This window comes from Lichenihabitans sp. Uapishka_5 (assembly GCF_033947565.1).
Lineage (GTDB): Bacteria > Pseudomonadota > Alphaproteobacteria > Rhizobiales > Beijerinckiaceae > Lichenihabitans.
The window spans coordinates 1-2,464 of sequence record NZ_JARPVX010000167.1; the positions used below are offsets into that span (position 1 = coordinate 1).

General features: G+C 68.8%; 3 protein-coding genes. All 3 read left to right on the plus strand.

Translation table 11 applies throughout. The features are described from left to right. Positions 1–99: 99 nt before the first annotated feature. Genes tnpA through tnpC form a run of 3 tightly spaced genes read left to right on the plus strand, consistent with a single transcriptional unit; the run spans position 100 to position 2,430 of the window. The gene (gene tnpA / locus P7D22_RS22760; RefSeq protein ID WP_319936531.1) at positions 100–435 is read left to right on the plus strand and encodes an IS66-like element accessory protein TnpA; all 336 of its coding nucleotides are present in this window, start codon (positions 100–102) and stop codon (positions 433–435) included. Further along, a complete protein-coding gene (gene tnpB, locus P7D22_RS22765) occupies positions 432–779 on the plus strand; it encodes an IS66 family insertion sequence element accessory protein TnpB (RefSeq protein ID WP_319936532.1) in 348 nt (115 codons plus the stop codon). Before tnpA ends, tnpB begins: the two co-directional genes overlap by 4 nt. A 46-nt stretch (positions 780–825) precedes the next feature. Next, positions 826–2,430, plus strand: a complete 1,605-nt coding sequence (gene tnpC, locus P7D22_RS22770) for an IS66 family transposase (protein ID WP_319936533.1) — start codon at positions 826–828, stop codon at positions 2,428–2,430. The last annotated feature ends 34 nt before the right edge of the window (positions 2,431–2,464 follow it).

Consider the following 2,464-nt stretch of genomic DNA (forward strand, 5'->3'; position numbering starts at 1 on the left):
GTAAGCCTCCGGTGGGACCCGCCTTGCGGTTGGGGGACGGTTTGCTGACGTAGCATTGGTGCAAGCGACGGTGTTTGCACTGATGTTAGCGATGGTGCGATGAGCCAGGTGACGTTGATCTCGGGCGTGGAGCGGCGCCGAGTCTGGTCGGACGAACAGAAGCAGGCGCTGGTAGCGGAGGCATGTGAACCGGGATCGAGCGTAGCGAGGATTGCACGGCGCGCCGATCTGCGGCCGAGCCAGCTCTACCGGTGGCGTCGTGACCTGGCGAAGCCGGCGGCAACGGCGTTCGCGGCGGTGACGGTGAGCCCGGAGCCGTTGCCTGTGGCCGAGCAGCCGGTGCTCGTGGTGGAGCTTGGCGGCGCGGTGCTGCGGATTGCGGCGAACGCGTCGCCCGCGCTGGTATCGACGGCGATACGGTCGCTGCGGCGATGATCCCGGTTCGCAGTGACGTCCGGATCTGGCTGGCGACCGGGTGCACGGACATGCGACGCGGGATGTTCGGCTTGGCGCTGCAGGTCCAGCAGGGGCTGAAGCGCGACCCACATGCCGGCGATCTCTACATCTTCCGCGGGCGACGCGGCGATCTGATCAAGGTGCTGTGGCACGACGGCATCGGCATGTCGCTTTATACCAAGCGGCTCGACCGCGGCCGGTTTGTCTGGCCGGCGGCGAGCGATGGCGTGGTGGCGATTACGGCGTCGCAGATGGCGTGCCTCTTGGAGGCGATAGACTGGCGCAACCCGCGCACGACGTGGCGTCCGCAAGCGGCTGGATGAGGTAAAAAGCTAGGTTCTGTGCGGCTTTGCCGCTACTCTCCTGGGCATGGCGGTGGTTCCTTCCAGCGATGTCGTGGCGCTCCGCGCGGCGCTTGCGCACGCCGAAGCCGAGGCGGCGCGGACCAGGGCGGCGAACGCCGATCTTGCCGCCCGCGTGGCACTGCTCGAGCTGCAGAACGAGAAGATGCGGCGAGCGCTCTACGGGCAGCGTTCCGAACGCGGCCAGCTGCTGGTCGATCAGTTGGAACTCGGCCTCGAGGAGCTGGAAGCGACGGCCAGCGAGGACGAGGCACTCAGCGCCCGTACCGCGGCCGGCACCACCGTCGAGGCGTTCACGCGAGCAAGACCGTCCCGCAAGCCACTGCCCGCGCACCTGCCGCGCGAGCGGGTCGTCGTCCCTGCTCCGACGCGCTGCACCTGCTGCGGATCGGATCGCCTGTCGAAGCTGGGCGAGGATATGACCGAGACGCTGGAGGTGATCCCAAGGGCGTGGAAGGTGATCCAGACCGTACGCGAGCGGTTCGCCTGCCGTGCCTGCGAGGCGGTGACCCAGCCGCCGGCACCGTTCCACGCCACGCCGCGCGGACTGTTCGGGCCGAGCTTTCTCGCCATGGTGATGTTCGAGAAGTTCGGGACGCACCAGCCGCTCAACCGACAGCGCGACCGCTATGCCTGCGAAGGCGTGGAGATCAGCCTGTCGACGCTCGCCGACCAGGTCGGCGCCTGCACCGCGGCGCTGCGGCCGCTCCACTTCCTGATCGAGGCGCATGTGCTCGCCGCCGAGCGCCTCCACGGCGACGATACGACGGTGCCGGTGCTGGCCAAGACCAGGACCGACATCGGGCGATTGTGGACCTATGTGCGCGACGACCGGCCGTTCGGCGGCCCCGCGCCGCCCGCCGCCCTGTTCCGCTACTCGCGCGATCGTCGCGCCGAGCACCCGGTCAGGCACCTCGCCGGCTACCGCGGCATCCTCCAAGCCGACGCCTATGCCGGCTACAACGCGCTGTTCCGTGCCGACCGACTGCCGGCCCCGCTCACGCGCGCGCTGTGTTGGGCACACGCGAGACGCAAGTTCTTCGAGTTGGCCGATGTCGCCACCCAGCTGAAGCGCCGCAAGGGCGCGGCGGTCATCTCGCCGATCGCTGCCGAGGCGGTCAGGCGCATCGACGCGATCTTCGACGCTGAACGCGCCGTCACCGGCAGACCAGCCGCCGAGCGCCTCGCGCTGCGTCAGGAGATCACGGCACCGCTTGTCGCCGAGCTGGAGCAGTGGCTGCGGTGCCAGCGTGCCGTGCTTGCCCGCCACAACCCGGTCGCCGGCGCGATCGATTACATGCTCAAGGACTGGGCCGCGTTCACCCGGTTCCTAGACGACGGGCGCATCTGCCTTACTAATAACGCCGCCGAGCGCGCCCTTCGCGGTGTCGCACTCGGCAGGAAGGCATGGCTGTTCGCCGGCTCCGATCGCGGCGGCGAGCGTGCCGCGTTCATGTACACGCTGATCGGCACGGCCAGGCTCAACGATATCGACCCGCAGGCTTGGCTCGCCGACGTCCTCGCCCGTATCGCAGACACACCTCAGCGCCGGCTTGGCGAGCTCCTCCCATGGAACTGGCGAGCCCCGATCGGGCTCGCCCAGGCGGCCTGATGCCGTACCTCTCGATGGTGTTCACTGTCAGATT